A 23466-nucleotide genomic window follows, 5' to 3' on the forward strand; every position below is an offset into this window, starting at 1 on the left:
GGCATACAGGAGACCGTGGAGGACAGCGGCCGTGAGGCGGCCGTGCTCGGGTCGCTGCGCCGTAACGAGGGTGGTCTGGAGCGGTTCTGGCTCTCACTCGGTGAGGCGTACGTCCGCGGTGTCGCGGTGGACTGGGAGGCGGTCTTCGCGGGGACGGGTGCCCGTCGGGTCGACCTGCCCACCTACGCCTTCCAGGAGCAGCGGTTCTGGCCCGAGGCGGCTCCCGTCGAGCCGGACGCCCTGCCCACGGAGAGCGCGGTCGACGCCCGCTTCTGGGACGCCGTCGAACGCGAGGACCTTGCCACGCTCAGCGCCGAACTCCACATCGAGGACGATCAGCCGCTGACCGCCCTGCTCCCCGCGCTGTCCTCCTGGCGGCGTGAGAGCAGGGAGCAGTCCACCGTCGACGGCTGGCGCTACCGCGTCACCTGGAAAGCTCTCACCGACGCCGCCACCGCGCGCCTCTCCGGTATCTGGCTGGTCGTCGTGCCCGAGGTGCTCACCGGACCGGCCGGGGACACCGCAGCCGCTGTGCTGCGTACCCTCGCCGACCGCGGCGCGCAGGTCCGTACCCTCACCGTCGCCGCCGATGTCACCGACCGCGAGGCCCTGAAGGCCGCCCTCGACGAGACGCAGGACCCCGCCGGGGTCCTCTCGCTCCTCGCCCTCGCCGGGGACGGCACCGCACCGCTGCGCGCGCACACCGGGCTCCTGGCCACCGCCGCCCTCGTCCAGGCCCTCGGTGACGCCGCCGTGAGCGCGCCCCTGTGGTGCCTCACCCGGGGCGCCGTCTCCGTAACCCGGTCCGAGCGGCTCCAGGACCCGGGGCAGGCCCTCGTGTGGGGCTTCGGACGGACCGTTGCGCTGGAGTTCCCCGAGCGCTGGGGCGGCCTCGTCGACCTGCCCGGACAGGCCGACGACCGGGCCCTCGCCCGGCTCGCCGGGGTGCTTGCCGGCGCCGGCGTCGAGGACCAGGTCGCGGTACGTGCCTCCGGGCTGTACGGCCGACGACTGGCCCACGCCCCGCTCGCCGACGCCCCCACCCCGCCCGCCTGGAAGCCGGCGGGAACGACCCTCGTCACCGGCGGCACCGGAGCCCTGGGCGCGCATGTCGCCCGCTGGCTGGCGGAGAATGGCGCCGAGCACCTGGTCCTGAGCAGCCGCCGCGGCTCCGAGGCCCTCGGAGCGGCAGAACTGCGCGAGGAACTGACCGCACTCGGCGCCGAGGTCACGCTCGCGGCTTGCGACATGGCCGACCGGGACGCCGTCACCGCGCTGCTCGCCGGTATCCCCGCCGACCGGCCGCTGACCGCCGTCGTGCACACCGCCGGTGTCCTCGACGACGGCGTCATCGACGGGTTGACCCCGGAGCGGTTCGCGACCGTACTCGCCCCCAAGGCGGACGGGGCGCTCACGCTGCACGAGCTGACCCGCGACCTCGGACTCTCCGCCTTCGTGCTGTTCTCCGGAGTCGCCGGCACCCTCGGTGACGCCGGGCAGGGCAACTACGCGGCCGCCAACTCCTACCTCGACGCCCTCGCCGAGCAGCGCCACGCCGACGGCCTGGCCGCGACCTCGGTGGCCTGGGGCCGCTGGGGCGACAGCGGTCTGGCCGCCGACGGCGCCATCGGAGAGCGGCTCGACCGCGGCGGCGTGCCCGCCATGGCGCCGCGGGCCGCGATCCGGGCCCTCCAGCAAGCCCTGGACCACGCCGAAGCGGCCGTCGCCGTCGCCGACATCCAGTGGGAACGCTTCACCCCCGGCTACACGGCCGTCCGGCCCAGCCCGTTCCTCGGCGACCTGCCCGAGGTACGGCGCCTCGCGCAGAGCGCGGCGGCCGCGACGGACACGGGCGCGGAAGGTTCCCCGGCCGAGGCGCTGCGCCGCCGGCTGTCGGCGATGCCGCAGGCCGAACAGGCCGTCGTCGTCCTGGAACTGGTCCGCTCCCACGCGGCGACCGCGCTCGGCCATCCCACCACCGACGAGGTGGGCGCGGGCCGCGCCTTCAAGGAGCTCGGCTTCGACTCCCTGATCGCGCTGGAGCTGCGCAACCGCCTGAACGCGGCCACCGGACTCAAGCTCCCGGCGACGCTGGTCTTCGACCACCCGACGCCGGGGGTCCTCGCGGACTTCCTGCGAGCCGAAATCGTCCAGGACGGCTCCACCGGAGCCGCACCCGGCATCGCCGAGCTCGAAAAGCTCGAATCCGCGCTGTCCGTCCTCGATCCGGACGGCGAAACGCGCGCCGACATCGCCTCGCGCCTCCAGGCCCTCCTGGCGAAGTGGGGTGAACCGCAGGCCCATTCGAGCGATGGGGCCGTGGCCGAGAAGCTCCAGGAAGCCACGCCCGACGAGCTCTTCGACTTCATCGAGAACGAGCTCGGGATCTAGCACAGCGGACAGCAGGCAGTAGCAGCACAAGGGTTTGTGACGAACATGGGTGAGGTTCCAATGGCGGGTCAGGCGTCGGATCAGGAAAAGATCCTCGGCTACTTGAAGCGGGTGACTGCCGATCTGCATCACACGCGGCAGCGGCTGCGCGAGGTCGAGTCGCAGGAGCCGGAGCCCATCGCGATCGTCGGCATGGCCTGCAGGTTCCCCGGCGGCATCCAGTCGCCCGAGGACCTGTGGGAGCTGGTCGCCGGCAGCAGGGACGCGATCACCGATTTCCCCACCGATCGCGGCTGGGACATCGAGTCCCTGTACGACGCCGACCCCGAGCGGCGGGGCACGTCGTACACCCGTGAAGGCGGATTCCTCGACGGCGTCGGGGAGTTCGACGCCGCCTTCTTCGGGATCAGCCCGCGCGAGACCCTCGGCATGGACCCGCAGCAGCGCCTGCTGCTGGAGACGTCCTGGGAGACCTTCGAGCGCGCCGGGATCGACCCGGCGACGCTGCGCGGCAGCAAGGCCGGCGTGTTCATCGGCACCAACGGTCAGGACTACCCCGACCTGCTGCGCGACGGCGTCCCCCAGGGCGTCGAGCAGTACCTCCTCACCGGGAACGCGGCCAGCGTCGTCTCCGGTCGCCTCTCCTACACCTTCGGCCTCGAAGGTCCCGCCGTCACCATCGACACGGCCTGCTCCTCCTCCCTCGTCGCCCTGCACCTCGCCGTGCAGGCACTGCGGGGCGGCGAGTGCTCCCTGGCCCTTGCAGGCGGCGTCACGGTCATGTCCAGCCCGCGCGCGTTCGTGCAGTTCAGCCGACAGCGCGGACTCGCCCCCGACGGCCGGTGCAAGCCGTTCGCCGACGGTGCCGACGGCACCGGCTGGGGCGAGGGCGTCGGCATGCTCCTCGTCGAGAAGCTCTCCGACGCCCGCCGCAACGGCCACCCCGTCCTGGCCATCGTCCGGGGCTCCGCCGTCAACCAGGACGGCGCGAGCAACGGTCTGACCGCCCCCAACGGGCCCTCCCAGCAGCGCGTCATCCGCCAGGCCCTCACCAACGCCGGACTCACCCCGGCCCAGGTCGACGCCGTCGAGGCGCACGGCACCGGCACGACGCTTGGCGACCCCATCGAAGCGCAGGCCATCCTGGCCACCTACGGCCAGAACCGGCCCGACGGGCGACCGCTGTGGCTGGGCTCGATCAAGTCCAACATCGGCCACACCCAGGCCGCCGCCGGTGTCGCGGGCATCATCAAGATGGTCCTCGCCATGCAGAACGGCGTCCTGCCGGAATCCCTGCACGTCGACCAGCCGTCCACCGCCGTCGACTGGAGCACCGGCTCCGTCGAACTCCTCGCCCGGCCCGTGCCGTGGCCCGAGACCGGCCAGCCGCGCCGCGCCGGCATCTCCTCCTTCGGTGTCAGTGGCACCAACGCCCACACCGTCATCGAGCAGGCCCCGCCCGTCGAGCCGGCACACCCGCAGGACGCGGACGGGACCACGTCGCATGAGGCTGACGGGAGCGTCCCCCAGGGCGCCACCGGCCCGGTCCCGCTGCTCGTCTCCGGCCACGGCGACGAGGGCCTGCGCGCCCAGGCCGCCCGCCTCGCCGCCCACCTGCGGGCCGAGCCCGCGCTCGCGGCGGACCCCGCGGCCCTGACCGATCTCGGCTACTCCCTCGCCACCAGCCGCTCCTCGCTGGACCGCCGGGCCGTCCTCTTCGCCACCGGCCCCGAGGAACTCCTCACCGGCCTCGACGCCCTCGCCGCCGGGGAACGGCCCGCGACCGGCGTCGTCGGCGCCGTCGCCGAAGGGACCACCGCCTTCCTCTTCACCGGCCAGGGCAGCCAGCGCCCCGGCATGGGCCGCGAGCTGTACGCCACCCACCCCGGCTTCGCCCGCGCTCTCGACGCCGTTCGGGACGAACTCGACCGGCACCTCGAACGCCCCCTGTACGACGTCCTGTTCGCCGCCGAAGGCAGCCCCGAGGCGGCCCTCCTCGACGAGACCGCCCACACCCAGGCCGCCCTCTTCGCCGTCGAGGTCGCCCTCTGCCGCCAGCTCGAACAGTGGGGCGTCACACCCGACTTCCTCATCGGGCACTCCATCGGCGAGCTCGCCGCCGCCCACGTCTCCGGCGTCCTCACCCTCGCCGACGCGGCCGCCCTCGTCGCCGCCCGCGGCCGCCTCATGCAGGCCCTGCCCGCCGACGGCGGGATGATCGCCGTCGAGGCCACCGAGGACGAGGTCGCCCCGCTCCTGACCGACCGCGTCTCGATCGCGGCCGTCAACGGCCCCCGCTCCGTGGTGGTCTCCGGCGACGAGGACGCCGCCACCGCCCTCGCCGAGACCCTGCGCGCCCGCGGCCGCCGCACCAAGCGGCTCACCGTCAGCCACGCCTTCCACTCGCCGCTCATGGACGACATGCTCGGCGCGTTCCGCGAGGCCGCCGAAGCCGTCACCTACGCGCCGCCCGTCATCCCGATCGTCTCCAACCTCACCGGGGCCTCCGTCACCGCCGAGGAGATCTGCACCCCCGAGTACTGGGTCCGGCACGTCCGCGAGGCCGTCCGCTTCCACGACGGCGTCACCGCCCTCGCCGCTCTCGGCGTCACCACCTTCGTCGAGGTCGGCCCCGGCGGCGTCCTCACCGCCCTCGCGCAGGACTGCCTCGCCGGCCGCGACGGCACCGTCTTCGTCCCGGCGCTGCGCACCGACCGCCCCGAACCGGCCGCGTTCGCCGCCGCCGTGGCCGGGGCCCACGCGCACGGTGTCCGCGTCGACTGGTCAGCCGTCTTCGCCGGACGCTCCACCACCCGCGTCGACCTGCCGACGTACGCCTTCCAACGCGGCCTGTACTGGCCCGAGCCGCCGACCTCCTGGACCGGCGACGTCACCGCGGCCGGCATCGGCTCCGCCGATCACCCGCTGCTCGGCGCCGCCATCGCCCTCGCCGACGGCGACGGCCACCTCTTCACCGGGCGGCTCTCCCTCGCCACCCACCCGTGGCTCGCCGACCACACGGTCATGGACACCGTCCTGCTGCCCGGCACCGCCTTCGTCGAACTCGCGCTGCGGGCCGGCGAGCACAGCGGCTGCCCGCTGCTCGACGAACTCACCCTCCAGGCCCCCCTGGTCCTGCCGCCACACGGCGGCGTCCAGATCCAGCTCGCCGTCGGCGCCCCCGACACCGACGGACGGCGCCCCCTGACCCTGCACTCCCGGCCCGAGGACGCCGCCGACGACACCTGGGGCGAAGGCGCCTGGACCCGGCACGCCACCGGCTTCCTCGCCCCCGCCGCCCCCGCCGCCGCCGACCGGGGCACCGGCAGCGACCTCGCCGTCTGGCCGCCGCAGGGCGCCACCGCCCTGCCCGTCGAGGGCCTGTACGAATACCTCACCGGCACCGGCTTCGCCTACGGCCCCGTCTTCCAAGGCCTGACCGGCGCCTGGCAGCGGGGCGAAGAGGTCTTCGCCGAGGTCCGCCTGCCCGAGCAGGCACACGCCGAAGCCGCCCTGTTCGGCCTGCACCCCGCCCTGCTGGACGCCGCCCTGCACGCCGTCGGCATGGGCTCCCTGCTGGAGGACACCGACCACGGCCGCCTGCCGTTCTCCTGGAGCGGCGTCACCCTGCGCGCCGTCGGTGCCCGGGCCCTGCGCGTCCGGCTCGCCCCCGCCGGGCAGGACACCGTCCGCGTGGACCTGGCCGACGAGAGCGGCGCGCCCGTCGCCACCGTCGATGCCCTGCTGCTCCGCCCCGTCACCCCCGACCAGGTACGAGCCGCCCGCACCACCTTCCACGACGCGCTGTTCCGCGTCGAGTGGAGCCCGCTCGCCCTACCCGCGGCCACCACCGTCGTCCCCGGCCAGTGGGCCGTGCTCGGCGCGGCCGCCGACGAGGGCGTCGGCTCCGGCGCGGGCATCACCTCCCCGTTCGGCGCCGTCCTGCCGACCGCCGCGGCCCACCCGGACCTCGCCACCCTCGCCGCGGCCGTCGACGCGGGCGCCCCCGTCCCGCGGGCCGTCCTCGTGCCCGTCCCCGGCGAGCCGCCGACCGGGCCGACGCCCGTCGACGCGGAGCTGCCCGCCGCCGTCGCCGCCGCCCTGCACGAGGCCCTCGGTCTGGCCCAGGCCTGGCTCGCCGACGACCGGTTCGCCTCCTCCCGGCTCGTGTTCGTCACCCGCGGCGCCGTCGCCACCACCGACGCGTCCGACGTGGCCGACCTCGCGCACGCCCCGCTGTGGGGCCTGCTGCGCGCCGCCCAGTCCGAGCACCCCGACCGCTTCGTCCTCCTCGACCTGGACGACCGCGAGGAGTCCCTGCGCGCCCTCCCGGCCGCCCTCGCCACCGACGAGGCGCAGCTCGCGCTGCGCGAGGGCCGCGCCGTCGTCCCCCGGCTCGCCCGCGTCCCCGCCGTCCCCGCCGCCGAGGGCCGCGAGGCCCGCCCGCTCGACACCGACGGCACCGCCCTCGTCACCGGAGCCACCGGCACCCTCGGCGGGCTCGTCGCCCGCCACCTGGTCACCGCCCACGGCGTCCGCCGCCTGCTGCTGACCAGCCGCCGCGGCGAGGCCGCCGCCGGAGCCCCCGAACTCCTCGCCGAGCTACGGGCGATGGGCGCCGAGGTCACCCTCGCCGCCTGTGACGCCGCCGATCGCGGCGCGCTCGCGGCCGTCCTGGCCTCCGTACCGGCCGAGCACCCGCTGACCGCCGTCGTGCACACCGCGGGCGTCCTCGACGACGGCATTTTCGAAGCGCTCAGCCCCGAACGGATCGACCACGTCCTGCCCGCCAAGGTCGACGCCGCCGTCAACCTGCACGAGCTCACCCGCGGACTCGACCTCGCCGCGTTCGTCCTCTTCTCCGCCGCCGCCGGTACCCTCGGCGCAGCCGGACAGGCCAACTACGCCGCCGCCAACACCTTCCTCGACGCCCTCGCCCAGCGCCGCCGCGCCGAGGGCCTGCCCGCCACCGCGCTCGCCTGGGGGCTGTGGGCCGAGCGCAGCGGCATGACCGGCGAACTCGCCGCCGCCGACCTGGAGCGGATCTCCCGCGCCGGAGTCGCCGCGCTGTCCTCCACCGAGGGCCTCGCCCTCATGGACACCGCCCGCGAGAGCGGCGAGGCCACCGCCGTCCCCATGCACCTGGACCTGGCCGGGCTGCGCCAGGCCGACGTGCGCATGGTCCCGCCGCTGCTGCGCGGCCTGGTCCGACCCGCCGCCCGCCGCCCCGCCGCGGCCCAAGGCGCCGCGCCCGCCGACGGGCTCGCCGAGCGGCTGCTGCCGCTGACCGCCCCCGAACGCGACCGGCTGCTGCTGGCCACCGTCCGCGTCCAGGTCGCCGCCGTTCTCGGTTTCCCCGGCCCCGACGCCGTCGACGCCGGCCGGGCCTTCAAGGAACTCGGCTTCGACTCGCTGACCGCGGTCGAACTGCGCAACCGCCTCGGCTCCGTCACCGGCGTCCGGCTGCCCGCCACCCTCGTCTTCGACTACCCCACGCCGAACGCCCTCGCCGCCTTCCTGCGGACCGAACTCCTCGGCGACCTGGCCGCCTCCGCGGGCCCGGCCACCGTCCACGTCCCGACCGTCGCCGACGAGCCCATCGCGATCGTCGCCATGGCCTGCCGCTACCCCGGCGGGGTCACCACCCCCGAGGAGCTGTGGCGCCTCGTCGCCGACTCCGTCGACGCCGTCTCGCCCTTCCCGACGGACCGCGGCTGGAACCTGGACGCGCTGTACGACTCCGACCCCGGCCGCGCCGGGACCTCGTACACCCGCGAGGGCGGATTCCTGCACTCCGCCGCCGACTTCGACCCCGACGTCTTCGGCATCAACCCCCGCGAGGCCCTGGCCATGGACCCGCACCAGCGGCTCCTGTTGGAGACCTCCTGGGAGGCCTTCGAGCGGGCCGGCATGGACCCGGCCTCGCTGCGCGGCAGCCGCACCGGCGTCTTCGCCGGGGTCATGTACCACGACTACCTGACCCGGCTTCCCGCCGTCCCCGAGGGCCTGGAAGGCTACCTCGGCACCGGCACCGCGGGCAGCGTCGCCTCCGGCCGCATCTCCTACACCTTCGGCCTGGAGGGTCCGGCCGTCACCATCGACACGGCCTGCTCCTCCTCCCTCGTCGCCCTGCACCTGGCCGCGCAGGCCCTGCGCAGCGGCGAGTGCGACATGGCGCTGGCGGGCGGCGTCACCATCATGTCCACCCCGGACACCTTCATCGACTTCAGCCGCCAGCGGGGCCTGTCCACCGACGGCCGCTGCAAGTCCTTCTCCGCCGACGCCGACGGCACCGGCTGGGCCGAGGGCGCGGGCATGATCCTCGTCGAGCGGCTCTCCGACGCCCGCCGCAACGGCCACCCCGTCCTCGCCGTGGTCCGCGGCACGGCCGTCAACCAGGACGGTGCCTCCAACGGCCTGACCGCCCCCAACGGGCCCTCCCAGCAGCGCGTGATCCGCGAGGCACTCGCCCAGGCCGGGCTGAGCCCCGCCGATGTCGACGCCGTCGAGGCCCACGGCACCGGCACCACCCTCGGCGACCCCATCGAGGCCCAGGCCCTGCTCGCCACCTACGGCCAGGGGCGCCCCGAGGACCGGCCGCTGCTCCTGGGCTCCATCAAGTCCAACATCGGCCACACCCAGGCCGCCGCGGGCGCCGCCGGCATCATCAAGATGGTCCAGGCGATGCGGTACGGCGTCCTGCCCGCCTCCCTGCACATCGGCGAGCCGTCCCCGCACATCGACTGGACCGCCGGCGCCGTCTCCCTCCTGACCGAGCGGGCGCAGTGGCCCGAGACCGGCCGGCCGCGCCGCGCGGGCGTCTCCTCCTTCGGCGTCAGCGGCACCAACGCGCACGTCATCATCGAGCAGCCGCCCGCCGACGAGGCCGGAGCCGTCACGGACCCGGCCGTCACGGACCCCGCCGTCGCCGCCCCGGCCGTCGTCGGCGCCGTACTGCCGTTCGTCCTCTCCGGCCGTACTCCCGACGCGCTGCGCGCCCAGGCTGCACGCCTCGCCGCCCACCTCGCGGACCGCCCCGCGGCGGCCCCCGCCGACGTGGCGTTCTCCCTGGCCACCACCCGTACCGCCCTGGACCGGCGCGCCGCGGTCGTCGCCGCCGACCGCGAGCAGCTCCTCACCGGCCTCGCCGCCCTCGCCGAGGACCGCGACGCGGCCGGGCTCCTCCGGCACGACACGGCCGACGGCCGCCTCGCGGTCCTCTTCACCGGCCAGGGCAGCCAGCGCCCCGGCATGGGCCGCGACCTGTACGCCGCCCACCCGGTCTTCGCCGCCGCCCTCGACGAGGCGTGCGCCGCCCTGGACCCGCACCTCGAACACCCCCTCAAAGAAGCCCTGTTCGCCGCGGACGGGAGGCTCCTGGACCGGACCGGCATCACCCAGCCCGCCCTGTTCGCCCTGGAGAGCGCCCTCTACCGGCTCGTCGAGTCCTGGGGAGTGCGCCCCGACTTCGTGGCCGGGCACTCCATAGGCGAGATCACCGCCGCGCACGTCGCGGGCGTCCTCACCCTGACCGACGCGGCCGCCCTCGTCGCCGCCCGCGGCCGCCTGATGGAGGCACTCCCCGAAGGCGGCGCGATGATCGCGCTCACCGCCACCGAGGACGAGGTCCGGCCGCTGCTGGCCGGCCGTGAGGACCGGATCGCCGTCGCCGCCGTCAACTCCGCCTCCTCGGTGGTCGTCTCCGGCGACGAGGCCGTCGCACTGGAGATCGCCGCCGCGTTCGAGCAGCGCGGCCGCCGCACCAAGCGGCTCACCGTCAGCCACGCCTTCCACTCCCCGCTGATGGACGGCATGCTCGACGCCTTCCGCGACGTCGCCGCCTCCCTCACCTACCACCCGCCCGTCATCCCCGTCGTCACCCACCTCACCGGCGAGATCGCGGGGGACGCCCTGCGCACCCCCGAGCACTGGGTCGCCCACGTCCGCGAAGCCGTCCGATTCCTCGACGGCATCCGCACCCTCGACGCCGAGCACGTCACCACCTACCTCGAACTCGGCCCGCAGGGCGTGCTGTCCGGCCTCGGCCGCGACTGCCTCACCGACTCCGACACCACCACCGACGTCGGCACCTACACCGCCACCACGCCCGACGCCGTCTTCGTCCCGGCCCTGCGCCGCGACCGCGACGAGAACGAGGCCCTCGCCGCCGCGGTCGCGGCCGTCCACACCCGGGGCGTCCCGGTCGACTGGACCGCGTACTTCGCCACCACCGGCGCCCGCCGCACCGAGCTGCCCACCTACGCCTTCCAGCGCCGCCGGTTCTGGCTGGAGGCCCCCGCCGGGTTCATCGGCGACGTCGAATCGGCCGGCCTGGGCGCCGCCCACCACCCGCTGCTCGGCGCCGCCGTCCCGCTCGCCGACGGCGAGGGCTTCCTGTTCACCGGACGGCTCTCCCTCGACACCCACCCCTGGCTCGCCGACCACGCCGTCATGGGCACCGTGCTCCTCCCCGGCACCGCCTTCGTCGAACTCGCCGTCCGTGCGGGCGACCAGGCCGGCTGCGACCTGCTGGAAGAGCTGACCCTCGAAACCCCGCTCGTCCTGGCCCCGCACGCCGCGGTCCGCATCCAGATCGTGGTCGGGGCCGCCGACCGAGACGGCCGCCGGACCCTCGACCTGTACTCCGGCGACCCCGACGCCGCCGACGACGAACCCTGGACCCGGCACGCCACCGGCATCCTCGCCACCGGCGCGCCCCGGCCCTCCTTCGACCTCACCGCCTGGCCCCCGGCCGGCGCCGAGCCCGTCTCCGTCGACGGCCTGTACCAGCACCTCGCCCAGGGCGGCTTCGCCTACGGCCCCGTCTTCCAGGGCCTGCGCGCCGCCTGGACCCTCGGCGACGACGTCTACGCCGAGGTCGCCCTCCCCGAGGACAGCCGCGCCGAGGCCACCCGGTTCGCCCTGCACCCGGCCCTCCTCGACGCCGCCCTGCACGCCACCTTCGTCCGGCCCGCCGACACCGACCGCCAGGCCGGACTGCCGTTCTCCTGGGGCGGGGTGTCCCTGCACGCCATCGGCGCCGCCGCGCTCCGCGTCCGCCTGACCCTCGACGGCGACGACCTCCTCGCACTCGAACTCGCCGACACCACCGGCGCACCCGTCGCCGCCGTCGAGCGGCTCCGGGTCCGGCCCGTCTCCGCCGACCGCCTCGCAGGCCGCGCACGCACCGCGCACCACGAGTCGCTGTTCCGCATCGAGTGGGCGACCCTCCCGCTGCCCGCCACCACCCAGGACACCACCCCCGGCGACCGCTGGGCCGTCCTCGGCACCTGCGACGGCCTGCCGGGCCGCGCGTACGCCGATCTCGCGGAGCTCGCCACCGCCCTCGACGCGGGCGCGCCCCTGCCCCCGTACGTCCTCGCCCCCTGCCCGCCCGCCCCCGACTCCGCGGCCGCGTTCACCCCCGACGCGGTCCGCGCCGCCGCCCACCGGGCCCTCGCCCTAGTGCAGGGCTGGCTCGCCGATGACCGCTTCGCCGCCTCCCGTCTGGTGCTCGTCACCCGGGGCGCCGTCGCCACCCAGGGCGACTGGGACCTCACCGACCCGGTCCACGCCCCCGTCTGGGGCCTGGTCCGCTCCGCGCAGTCCGAGAACCCCGACCGGTTCGTCCTCGCCGACCTCGACGGCCCCACCGCCGACGGCACGCTCCTGGCCGCGGCCCTCGCCACCGGCGAACCCCAGTTCGCCGTCCGCCGCGGCACCGTCCACGCCCCCCGCCTCGCCCGGATCCCGGCCACCACGCCGCTGACCCCGCCCGCCGACGGCTCCGCCTGGCGCATGGACATCGAGGACAAGGGCACCCTCGACCACCTCACCTTCCTGCCCAGCCCCGAATCCGAGGCCCCGCTGCGGCCCGGACAGGTCCGCGTCGCCGTCCGCGCCGCCGGCCTCAACTTCCGCGACGTCCTCAACGCCCTCGGCATGTACCCCGGCGACCCCGGCCTCATGGGCTCCGAAGGCGCCGGCATCGTCCTGGAGACCGGGCCCGGCGTCACCGACCTCGCAGCCGGCGACCACGTCATGGGCATGCTGCCCGGCGCGTTCGGCCCGCTCGCCGTCGTCGACCGCCGCATGATCGCCCCGATGCCCCGGGGCTGGACCTTCACCGACGCGGCGGCCGTACCGATCGTCTTCATGACGGCCTACTACGCCCTGCATGACCTCGCCGGCCTACAGAGCGGCGAAACCCTCCTCGTGCACGCCGCCGCCGGCGGCGTCGGCATGGCCGCCGTCCAGCTGGCCCGCCACTGGGGCGCCGACGTCTACGCCACCGCCGGCCCCACCAAGTGGGACACCCTGCGCGGACTCGGCCTGAGCGACGACCGGATCGCCTCATCCCGCACCCTCGAATTCGAGGACACCTTCCGCACCGCCACCGGCGGCCGGGGCGTCGACGTCGTCCTGGACTCCCTGGCCCGCGAGTTCGTCGACGCCTCGCTGCGGCTGCTGCCGCGCGGCGGACGCTTCGTCGAGATGGGCAAGACCGACGTCCGCGACCCGCGGGACGTCGCAGCCGCCCATCCCGGCGTCACCTACCAGGCCTTCGACCTCACCGAGGCCGGTCTCGACCGCATCCAGGAGATGCTCACCACCCTCCTCGGCCTCTTCGAATCCGGCGCCCTGCGCCCCATCCCGGTCTCCTCCTGGGACCTGCGCCAGGCCCCCGAGGCCTTCCGCTACCTCAGCCAGGCCCGCCACACCGGCAAGATCGTCCTCACCGTGCCCTCCGAGTGGAACACCGAGGGCACCGTCCTCATCACCGGCGGCACCGGCACCCTCGGCGCCCTCGTCGCCCGCCACGCCGTCACCGTCCGCGGTGCCCGACGCCTGATCCTGACCAGCCGCCGCGGCGAATCCGCCGCCGGAGCCGCCGAACTCGCCGCCGAACTGCGCGCGCTGGGCGCCGACGTGGTCGTCGCCGCCTGCGACGCCGCAGACCGCGACGCGCTCGCCGCCCTCCTCGCGGGCATCCCCGCCGAGCACCCGCTGACCGCCGTCGTCCACACCGCCGGTGTCCTCGACGACGGCGTCATCACGGCCCTCACCCCCGAGCGGCTCGACACCGTCCTGCGGCCCAAGGTCGACGCCGCGCTCCACCTCCACGAGCTGACCCGCCACCTCGACCTGGCCGACTTCGTCCTCTTCTCCTCCGCCGCGGGCACCTTCGGCGGCGCCGGCCAGGCCAACTACGCCGCCGCGAACGTCTTCCTCGACGCCCTCGCCCGCCACCGCCACGCCCACGGCCTCCCCGGCACCTCCCTCGGCTGGGGCCTGTGGGCCGACGCCAGCGGCATGACCGGCGAACTGGACGCCGCCGACAAGGACCGCATGACGCGCTCCGGCGTCCTCGGCCTGTCCTCCGAGGAGGGACTGGCCCTCCTCGACACCGCCCACCGCACCGGCGACGCCCACCTCGTCCCCATGCAGCTCGACCTCGTCCCGCTGCGCCAGGCCGACGCGAGCATGGTCCCCGCACTGCTGCGCGGCCTCGTGCGCACCACGGCCCGCCGGGCCGTCGAGGCCACCGCCACCGGCACCGGCACCCCGCTCGTCGAGCAGCTCGTACGGCTTCCCGGGAACGAGCGGGACGCCCTCCTCCTGGACCTCGTACGCGACCAGGTCGCCGCCGTCCTCGGCCACGCCACCCCCGACGCCGTCGAACCCGGCCGCGCCTTCAAGGACCTCGGCTTCGACTCCCTGACCGCCGTCGAATTCCGCAACCGGCTCGGCGCCACCGCAGGTGTCCGGCTGCCTGCCACCGTCGTCTTCGACTACCCCAACCCCACCGTCCTCGCCGCCTACCTCAGGGACGAACTCCTCGGCTCCGAGGCTGCGGCCGCCGCCCTCCCGCGGCACCCCGCCGGACCCGGCGTCGACGCCGCCGACGACCCCATAGCCATCGTCGCCATGAGCTGCCGCTTCCCCGGCGACGTCCGCAGCCCCGAGGACCTGTGGGACCTGCTCGCCGAGGGCCGCGACGGAATCGCCCACCTCCCCGCCGACCGCGGCTGGGACACCGAGGCGCTGTACGACCCGGACCCCGACAATCCGGGCACGTCGTACGCCCGCGAAGGCGGCTTCTTCTACGACGCCCACCACTTCGACCCCGCGTTCTTCGGGATCAACCCCCGCGAGGCCCTGGCCATGGACCCGCAGCAGCGGCTGCTGCTGGAGACCTCCTGGGAGGCCTTCGAACGTGCCGGGATCGACCCGGCGACTCTGCGCGGACAGCAGGTCGGCGTCTTCGTCGGCCAGATGCACAACGACTACGTCTCGCGCCTGAACACCGTCCCCGAGGGCGTCGAGGGCTACCTCGGCACCGGCGGCTCCAGCAGCATCGCCTCCGGTCGCGTCTCCTACACCTTCGGCTTCGAGGGCCCGGCCGTCACCGTCGACACCGCCTGCTCGTCCTCACTGGTCGCCCTGCACCTCGCCGCGCAGGCCCTGCGCGCCGGGGAGTGCACCCTCGCCCTCGCGGGCGGAGTCACGATCATCACCACCCCTGACGTCTTCACCGAGTTCAGCCGCCAGCGCGGCCTCGCCGCCGACGGCCGCTGCAAGCCCTTCGCGGCCGCCGCCGACGGCACCGCATGGGGCGAGGGCGTCGGCATGCTCCTCGTCGAACGCCTCTCCGACGCGCGCCGCAACGGCCACCAGGTCCTGGCCGTCGTCCGCGGCACCGCCGTCAACCAGGACGGCGCCTCGAACGGCCTGACCGCGCCGAACGGCCCCGCCCAGCAGCGGGTCATCCGGCAGGCCCTGGCCAACGCCGGCCTGAGCACCGCCGACGTCGACGCGGTGGAGGCCCACGGCACCGGCACGCGGCTCGGTGACCCGATCGAAGCCCAGGCCCTGCTCGCGACGTACGGCCAGGACCGCCCCGCGGACACCCCGCTGTGGCTCGGATCCATCAAGTCGAACTTCGGCCACACCCAGGCCGCCGCAGGTGTCGCGGGCATCATCAAGATGGTCGAGGCCATGCGCCACGGTGTCCTGCCCCGGACCCTGCACGTCGACGCGCCGTCCCCGCACGTGGACTGGTCGGCGGGGGCGGTCTCGCTGCTCACGGAGCCGATGGCCTGGCCGGAGACCGGTCGGCCGCGCCGCGCGGGCGTCTCGTCCTTCGGCATGAGCGGCACCAACGCCCACGCCATCATCGAGCTCCCGCAATCCGGCAGCACCCGGGCCACCACCGGCGCCGGTGGCGACGCGGCCGCCCCAGCCCTCGCGGGCCCGGCGGCGCTGCCCTGGCACCTGTCCGCCCGTACGCCCGAGGCCCTGCGCGCCCAGGGCGAGCGGCTCCTGGCCCATCTGGAGGCCCACCCGGAGGCGAAGCCCGCCGACATCGGCCACGCGCTCGTCACCACCCGCGCCGTCTTCGAGCAGCGCGCGACCGTGGTCGCCGCTGACGTCGACGGCTTCCGAACGAGCCTGGCGGCCCTCGCGGAGGGCCGTCAGGCGGCCGGCCTGGTCCGCGGGACGCAGCCGGCGGCGGGGGAGAAGCTGGCCTTCTTGTTCACCGGGCAGGGCACTCAGCGGCTCGGGATGGGGCGTGAGTTGTATGACGCCTTCCCGGTGTTCGCGGAGGCGCTGGACGCGGTGTGTGCCCGCATGGACGGCTCGCTCGAACTGCCCCTGAAGGAGGTGTTGTTCGGCGGGGATATGGCTGTGCTGGATCGTACGGAGTATGCGCAGCCTGCGTTGTTCGCGGTTGAGGTGGCGTTGTTCCGGTTGCTGGAGTCGTGGGGTGTGAAGCCTGACTTCCTGTCCGGTCATTCGATCGGTGAGGTCGCGGCTGCGCATGTGGCGGGTGTGTTCTCGTTGGAGGACGCGTGCTCGTTGGTCGCCGCTCGCGGGCGTCTGATGCAGGCGTTGCCTTCGGGTGGTGTGATGGTGGCGGTGCAGGCGTCGGAGGACGAGGTCCTGCCGTTGCTGACCGGTCGGGTGAGCATCGCTGCGGTCAATGGTCCGCAGTCGGTGGTCGTTGCCGGTGACGAGGACGCTGTGCTCGCGGTGGTGGGGGTGTTCGCCGACCGGAAGAGCAAGCGGCTCACGGTCAGCCATGCGTTCCACTCCCCGCACATGGACGGGATGCTGGAGGAGTTCCGCAGGGTGGTGGAGGGTCTGTCCTTCGCCGCTCCGCGGATCCCGGTCGTCTCCAACCTGACGGGTGCGCTGGTCTCGGACGAGATGGGTTCGGCGGAGTTCTGGGTGCGGCACGTCCGTGAAGGCGTTCGCTTCCTCGACGGTGTCCGGACGCTGGAGGCGGCAGGGGTCACCACGTACCTCGAACTCGGGCCCGACGGCGTCCTGTCGGCCCTCGCACAGGACTGCGTCTCCGGAGAAGGCGCCGCCTTCGCGCCCGCCCTCCGCAAGGGTCACCCCGAGGAATCCGCCCTCGCCGCAGCCCTCGCCCAGGCGCACCTGCGGGGCATCGCCGTCGACTGGACCGCGTACTACGAAGGCACCGGCGCCCGCCGTGCCGACCTGCCGACCTACGCCTTCCAACGGCAGCGCTACTGGCTGGAGGCCCCGGCCCACGCCCTCGCCGGGGACGTCGTCTCCGCCGGGCTCGGTTCGACCGCGCACCCGCTCCTCGGAGCGGCGGTCGACCTGCCCGACACGGACGGGTTCCTGTTCACCGGGCGGCTCTCGCTGCGCACCCACCCCTGGCTGGCCGACCACCGCGTCGCGGGCAGCATCCTGCTGCCCGGTGCCGCGCTGGTCGAGCTGGCCGTCCGGGCGGGCGACCACGCCGGCTGCGGCCGGCTGGATGACCTCACCCTCGAAACACCGCTGGTGCTCCCGGAGACGGGCGGGACGCAGCTGCGCCTCGCCGTGGCCGAGGCCGACGCGCACGGCCGACGGGCCTTCAAGGTCTACTCGCGCCCCGAGCAGGCCGCCCCCGACGAGCCGTGGACCCGGCACGCCGCGGGCACCCTGGCCCCCGCCACCGAGGACCCCGGCACCGAGCCCCTGGGCGAGTGGCCCCCCGCCGGGGCCGTCGAATGCCCCGTGGACGAGCTGTACCCCGGCTTCGACGCCATCGGGCTGGGCTACGGCCCCGCATTCCGCAACCTGCGCCGGGCCCATCGGCTGGGGGACGAGGTGTACGCCGAGGTCTCCCTCGACGAGGACCGCAGCGCAGACGCGGCCCCCTACGGCCTGCACCCGGCCCTCCTCGACGCCGCTCTCCACGCCGTCGCCCTCGGGGACTTCTTCCCCGACGGCCCGCAGGGCGCCCGGCTGCCGTTCTCCTGGGAAGGGGTGCGCCTGTACGCCGCCGGGGCGACCGCGTTGCGCGTCCGGATGGCCCCCGCCGGCCGCGACGCGGTGGCATTGACCCTGTGGGACGCGAAGGGCGAACGCGTCCTCGACGTCGACACGCTGGTCCTGCGGCCCTTCGCCCCGGACACCGGTGCCTCCGGGCCCGTACGGGAGGCGCTCTTCCGGATCGGCTGGACCGCCCTGCCGCTCACCGGAGGCGTGCGGGCGCAGCCGGCCCCCGGCAGCTGGGCCGTGCTCGGCGACGACCCGCTCAAGACGGGCGCCGGTCTGGAACGGGCCGGGGTACTCGACGACGCGGCCGGGTCGGCACATCCCGACCTCACCGCCCTCGGCGAGGCCTTCGACCTGGCCGAGGCCCTCGGTGAGCCCGTTCCCGACACCGTGCTGGTCCCGCTGGCCGCCGACCTCGTCGCCCCGGACGCGCACGCCGCGACCGGCAACGCCCTGGACCTGGTCCACGGCTGGCTGGCGGACGAGCGGTTCGCGGCGGCGCGGCTCGCGGTCGTCACCCGCGGCGCCGTGGCCACCGGCCCCGAGGAGGACGTCACCGACCTCGCGCACGCCGCCGTATGGGGTCTGCTGCGCTCCGCGCAGGCCGAGCACCCGGACCGCTTCGTCCTCGTCGACCTCGACGGGGACGACGCCTCGCACCGGTCCCTGGCCGCCGCGCTCGCCACCGACGAGACCCAACTCGCCCTGCGCGCAGGAACCGTACGGGCTCCCCGGCTGGCCCGCGCCACCCTCACTCCGCCCGCGGACGGCGCCTCCGCCGACCGCGGACCGGACCCCGAGGGCACGGTCCTGATCACCGGGGCCACCGGTACCCTGGGCGGCCTGCTCGCCCGGCACCTCGTCGCCGAGCACGGCGTGCGGCACCTGTTGCTGACCAGCCGTCGCGGAGCCACGGCCGCCGGAGCCACCGAACTCGCCGACGAGCTCACCGCCGCGGGGGCCCGGGTCACCTGGGCGGCCTGCGACGCGGCCGACCGGGACGCCCTGGCCGCCCTGTTGGCCTCGATACCGGCAGGGCACCCGCTGACGGCCGTCGTGCACACCGCCGGTGTCCTCGACGACGCCACCATCACCTCGCTCGACCGCGAACGGGTCACGAAGGTCCTGCGGCCCAAGGCCGACGCGGCGTGGAACCTGCACGAGCTGACGCGAGACCTGAGCCTCGCCGCCTTCGTCCTGTTCTCCTCCGCGGCCGGTGTCTTCGGCAACGCCGGACAGGCCAACTACGCGGCGGGCAACACCTTCCTCGACGCCCTCGCCCAGCACCGCCGGGCACAGGGCCTGCCGGGCCTCTCGCTCGCCTGGGGCCTGTGGGACGACGAGGCCGGCATGGCGGCCACCCTCGACGAGCAGGACCGCCGCCGCCTCGGCCGCGGCAGCATGGCCGCGCTCTCCGAGGCCGATGGCCTGGCTCTCTTCGATGCGGCCCTGCGGGCGGTGACGGCCGGGCCGGACGAGGACGTCCCCGCGTTGCTGGTGCCCGCCCGCATCGACCTGGCCGGACTCCAGGCGCAGGTCGTCGACACCGTCGCGCCCCTGCTGCGCGGCCTGCTCCGTACGCCCGTACGCCGCAGGACCAGCAGCGGGGCGGCGTCCGCCGACGGTCCCGGCACGCTGGCGCGACAGCTCGCCGAACTCCCGCCCGCCGAACGGGACCGGGTGCTCCTCGACACCGTCTGCACCCACGTGGCCCAGGTCCTGGGCCACGTGGGCGCGGCCGCCATCGAACCGGGCAGCGCCTTCAAGGAGCTCGGCTTCGACTCGCTGACCGCGGTCGAACTGCGCAACCGGCTCGGCGCCGCCACCGGCCTGCGCCTCCCCGCCACGCTCATCTTCGACTACCCGACCCCCGAGGGCCTGAGCGCCTATCTGCGCTCCGCGCTGCCCCTCGACGCCGACGGCCCCACCGTCTTCGGTGAACTCGACCGGCTGGAAACCGCGTTGGGCGGGTCCGATGCCGCGGACGCGGACAGCGTCACCCGCTCGCGCATCACGATGCGCCTCCAGGCCCTCCTCGCCAAGTGGAACACCGGCCAGGACACCGGCCGGCACACCGACGACGAGGACCTCGACGGCGACCTCGACACGGCGACCGACGACGAACTCTTCGACCTGCTCGACGAGCTCGGCGCCTGAAACCGCCGGGCGGGGCGCCCCCGCCCCGCCCGGCCACCTTTTTCGCACCCACCACGGACAGACAGACCCGTACGACCGCCTCTCTGGCATGGAGCCCACGCACATGGTGAACGAGGACAAGCTTCGCGACTACCTCAAGCGGGCGACCGCCGATCTGCGTCAGGCCCGCAGGCGGTTGCGTGAGGTCGAGGAGCAGAACCAGGAACCCGTCGCGATCGTCGCGATGAGCTGCCGCTACCCCGGCGGCGTCCGCACCCCCGAGGACCTGTGGCGGCTCGTCGCCGACGGCGAGGACGCGATCTCCGGATTCCCCGCTGACCGGGGCTGGGACGTGGAGACCCTCTACGACGCCGACCCCGACAGTGCCGGAGCCAGCTACGTCAGCGAAGGTGGCTTCCTCTACGACGCCGCCCGTTTCGACCCCGCCCCGTTCGGCATCTCGCCCCGCGAGGCCCTGGCGATGGACCCGCAGCAGCGGTTGCTGCTCGAATCCTCGTGGGAGGCCTTCGAACGGGCGGGCATCGACCCCACGTCGCTGCGCGGCAGCCGCACCGCCGTCTTCGCCGGCGTCATGTACCACGACTACACCGCCCGGCTGGATTCCGTCCCCGAGGGCGTCGAGGGCTTCCTCGGCACCGGCAGCTCCGGCAGCATCGCCTCCGGCCGGGTCGCCTACACCTTCGGCCTCGAAGGCCCGGCGGTCACCGTCGACACCGCCTGCTCCTCCTCCCTCGTCACCCTCCACCTCGCGGTGCAGGCCCTGCGGGCGGGCGAGTGCACCATGGCCCTCGCGGGCGGCGTCACCGTCATGGCGACTCCGGCCACCTTCACCGAGTTCAGCCGCCAGCGCGGCCTCGCCGCCGACGGCCGCTGCAAGCCCTTCGCGGCCGCCGCCGACGGCACCGGCTGGGGCGAGGGCGTCGGCATGCTCCTCGTCGAGAAGCTCTCGGACGCACAGCGCCACGGCCACCCGGTCCTCGCCGTGATCCGCGGCTCGGCGATCAACCAGGACGGCGCGAGCAACGGCCTCACCGCCCCCAACGGGCCCTCCCAGCAGCGGGTCATCCACCAGGCGCTCACCAACGCCCGCCTCGCCGCCGCCGACGTCGATGTGGTGGAGGCGCACGGTACGGGTACGACGCTGGGCGACCCGATCGAGGCGCAGGCGCTGCTGGCAACCTACGGCCAGGACCGCCCGGAGGACCGGCCGCTGCTGCTCGGCTCGGTCAAGTCGAACATCGGGCACACCCAGGCCGCGGCCGGTGTCGCGGGCATCATCAAGATGGTCGAGGCCATGCGCCACGGCATCGTCCCGAAGACCCTCCATCTCGACGAGCCGACGCCGCACGTCGACTGGACGGCGGGTGCCGTCTCCCTGATCGCCGAGAACGTTCCCTGGCCGCAGACCGGGGCCCCTCGGCGTGCGGGTGTGTCGTCGTTCGGTTTCAGTGGGACGAACGCGCATGTGATCGTGGAGCAGGCTCCGGTCGTCGACGCCGAGGCCGGGGCCGAGGGTGTGGCGGGGGAGGGTGGGGGTTCGGTTCTGCCGGTTCTGCCGGTGGTGCCGTGGGTGTTGTCGGGTAAGAGTGCGGGTGCGTTGCGGGCGCAGGCGGAGCGGTTGGCCGCGGTGGATGTGGCCGGTGTGGATCCGATGGATGTGGCGTGGTCGTTGGCGTCGACGCGTGCGGGGCTGGACCATCGTGCGGTGGTTTTCGGTGATCATGTGGCGGGTGTCGCGGCGGTGGCGTCGGGGTCGTTGGCCGCGGGTGTGGTGACCGGGTCGGTGATCGGTGGGAAGACCGCTTTCGTGTTCCCCGGGCAGGGGTCGCAGTGGGTGGGCATGGCCCAGGCGCTGTTGGACGCTTCACCTGTGTTTGCTGCCCGAGTGGATGAGTGTGCGAAGGCACTGGAGCCCTTTACCGACTGGTCGTTGGTCGATGTGCTGCGTGGTGTGGAGGGTGCTCCTTCGCTGGATCGGGTGGATGTCGTGCAGCCGGCGTTGTTCGCGGTGATGGTGTCGCTGGCGGAGGTGTGGCGTTCGGTCGGGGTGCGTCCGGGTGCGGTGATCGGGCACTCGCAGGGTGAGATCGCGGCCGCCTGCGTGGCGGGGATCTTGTCGCTGGAGGATGCCGCTCGGGTGGTGGCGTTGCGCAGTCAGGCGATCGGGCGGGTGCTGGCCGGGTTGGGCGGCATGGTGTCGGTGCCGTTGCCGGCCGTGGAGGTACGGGAGCGGATCGCGCCCTGGGGTGAGGAGAGGATTTCCGTCGCCGCGGTGAACGGGCCTTCCTCGGTGGTGGTTTCGGGCGAGGTGGCGGCGCTGGAGGAGTTCCTGGCCGTCTGCGAGACGGACGGGGTCCGGGCCAGGCGGATCGCGGTGGACTACGCCTCGCACTCTGCCCAGGTCGATCTCCTGCGTGAGGAGTTGGCCGAGCTGCTGGCTCCGGTCGTGCCGCGGGCGGCGCAGGTGCCGTTCCTGTCGACGGTGACGGGGGAGTGGGTCAAGGGGCCGGAGCTGGACGCTGGTTACTGGTTCCGCAACCTGCGTCAGACGGTCGAGCTGGAGCAGGCCACGCGCACGCTTCTGGAGCAGGGTTTCGGGGTCTTCATCGAGTCCAGCCCGCACCCCGTCCTGACCGTGGGCATACAGGAGACCGTGGAGGACAGCGGTCGTGAGGCGGCCGTGCTCGGGTCGCTGCGCCGTAACGAGGGTGGTCTGGAGCGGTTCTGGCTCTCGCTCGGTGAGGCGTACGTCCGCGGTGTCGCGGTGGACTGGGAGGCGGTCTTCGCCGGGACGGGTGCCCGTCGGGTCGACCTGCCCACCTACGCCTTCCAGGGCCGGCGGTTCTGGCCCGAGGCGGCTCCCGTCGAGCCGGACGCCCTGTCCACGGAGAGCGCGGTCGACGCCCGCTTCTGGGACGCCGTCGAACGCGAGGACGTCACAGCCCTGGCCGGAGCCCTGGCCTTGGACACCCCCGACGCCATCCGGTCGCTCGGCACGGTCCTGCCCGGTCTCTCCTCCTGGCGGCGCGAGAGCCGGGAGCAGTCCGCCGTCGACGGCTGGCGCTACCGCATCACCTGGAAGCCGTCCGCCGACCCGGCAGAGGCCATGCTCTCCGGTGTCTGGCTGGTCGTCGTGCCCGAGGTGCTCACCGGGCCGGCCGGGGACACCGCGGCCGCCGTGCTGCGTACCCTCGCCGACCGCGGCGCGCAGGTGCGTACCCTCGCCGTCGCCGCCGACGCCACCGACCGCGACGCCCTGAAGGCCGCCCTCGACGAGACGCAGGACCCCGCCGGGGTCCTGTCCCTCCTCGCCCTGGGTGGCGAGGGGGCCTTCGCCGCCGGGATCGCGCTGTCCCAGGCGCTCGGTGACGCGGGCGTCGCCGCCCCGCTGTGGTGCCTCACCCGGGGCGCGGTGGCCGCCGGGCGGGCGGACCGGGTCACCGATCCCGAGCAGGCGCTGATCTGGGGTCTGGGCCGGGTCGCCTCCATGGAGCAGGGGGGCCGCTGGGGCGGTCTGATCGATCTGCCGGAGCAGGCCGATGACCGGCTTCTCGTCCGGCTCGTCGGGGTGCTGGCCGGTGACGCTGCCGAGGACCAGGTCGCGGTACGTGCCTCGGG

At 74.6% G+C, this 23466-nt stretch carries 3 protein-coding genes; all 3 read left to right on the plus strand.

The window, feature by feature from the left end; genetic code table 11:
- On the plus strand, positions 1–2391 hold a 2391-nt coding region (locus tag ABZY31_RS29365), incomplete at its 5' end, for an SDR family NAD(P)-dependent oxidoreductase (RefSeq protein ID WP_356416293.1).
- 45 nt (positions 2392–2436) lie between these two features.
- Positions 2437–19848, plus strand: a complete 17412-nt coding sequence (locus ABZY31_RS29370; RefSeq protein ID WP_356416296.1) for an SDR family NAD(P)-dependent oxidoreductase — start codon at positions 2437–2439, stop codon at positions 19846–19848.
- A gap of 103 nt (positions 19849–19951) precedes the next feature.
- A partial coding sequence (locus tag ABZY31_RS29375) for a type I polyketide synthase (RefSeq protein WP_356416299.1) occupies positions 19952–23466 on the plus strand: 3515 nt, incomplete at its 3' end.

Origin of the sequence: Streptomyces sp. NPDC006529 (genome assembly GCF_040611795.1) — a bacterium.
Classification (GTDB): Bacteria; Actinomycetota; Actinomycetes; order Streptomycetales; family Streptomycetaceae; genus Streptomyces.

Excerpts from the sequence above, each read along its gene's own strand:
- ABZY31_RS29370 (WP_356416296.1), top strand. The coding sequence starts at position 2,437 with ATGGGTGAGGTTCCAATGGCGGGTCAGGCGTCGGATCAGGAAAAGATC.